The organism is Bradyrhizobium sp. 45, from assembly GCF_023073155.1.
GTDB classification, from domain to species: domain Bacteria; phylum Pseudomonadota; class Alphaproteobacteria; order Rhizobiales; family Xanthobacteraceae; genus Bradyrhizobium; species Bradyrhizobium canariense_D.
This window is the reverse complement of the sequence record NZ_JADPIX010000096.1, coordinates 1-890: the sequence shown is the minus strand read 5'-3', so window position 1 is coordinate 890 and position 890 is coordinate 1. Positions and strand designations below refer to the sequence as shown.

The following is an 890-nucleotide window of genomic DNA, read 5'->3' as shown; positions in this document are numbered from 1 at the left end:
GACGCGGAGATCGGCAAGTTCCTCGCCGACGCCATGAAGAAGGTCGGCAACGAGGGTGTCATCACCGTCGAGGAAGCCAAGTCGCTCGAGACCGAGCTCGACGTCGTCGAGGGCATGCAGTTCGACCGCGGCTACATCTCGCCCTACTTCGTCACCAACGCCGACAAGATGCGCGTTGAGATGGACGACGCCTACATCCTCATCAACGAGAAGAAGCTCTCCTCGCTGAACGAGCTGCTGCCGCTGCTCGAGGCCGTGGTGCAGACCGGCAAGCCGCTGGTCATCGTCGCCGAGGACGTCGAAGGCGAAGCGCTTGCCACCCTAGTCGTGAACCGTCTCCGTGGCGGCCTGAAGGTCGCGGCCGTCAAGGCTCCGGGCTTCGGCGATCGCCGCAAGGCCATGCTGCAGGACATCGCGATCCTGACCGGTGGCCAGGCGATCTCGGAAGATCTCGGCATCAAGCTCGAGAACGTCACGCTCAACATGCTCGGTCGCGCCAAGAAGGTGATGATCGACAAGGAGAACACCACGATCGTCAACGGCGCCGGCAAGAAGGCCGACATCGAAGCGCGCGTGTCGCAGATCAAGGCGCAGATCGAGGAAACCACCTCGGACTACGACCGTGAGAAGCTCCAGGAGCGTCTTGCCAAGCTCGCAGGCGGCGTCGCGGTGATCCGCGTCGGCGGCGCGACCGAGGTCGAGGTGAAGGAGCGCAAGGATCGCGTTGATGACGCGATGCATGCGACCCGCGCGGCGGTCGAGGAAGGCATCGTCCCGGGCGGCGGCGTCGCCCTGCTCCGTGCCTCCGAGCAGCTCAAGGGCCTGCGCACCAAGAACGACGACCAGAAGACCGGCGTCGAGATCGTGCGCAAGGCGCTCTCCGCGCCCGC

General features: G+C 65.2%; 1 protein-coding gene. It reads left to right on the top strand.

Features of this window, described 5'->3' with window-relative positions:
• Nucleotides 1-890, top strand: an 890-nt coding sequence (gene groEL, locus IVB42_RS14425) for a chaperonin GroEL (RefSeq protein WP_247371221.1), incomplete at both ends; no start/stop codon positions are given.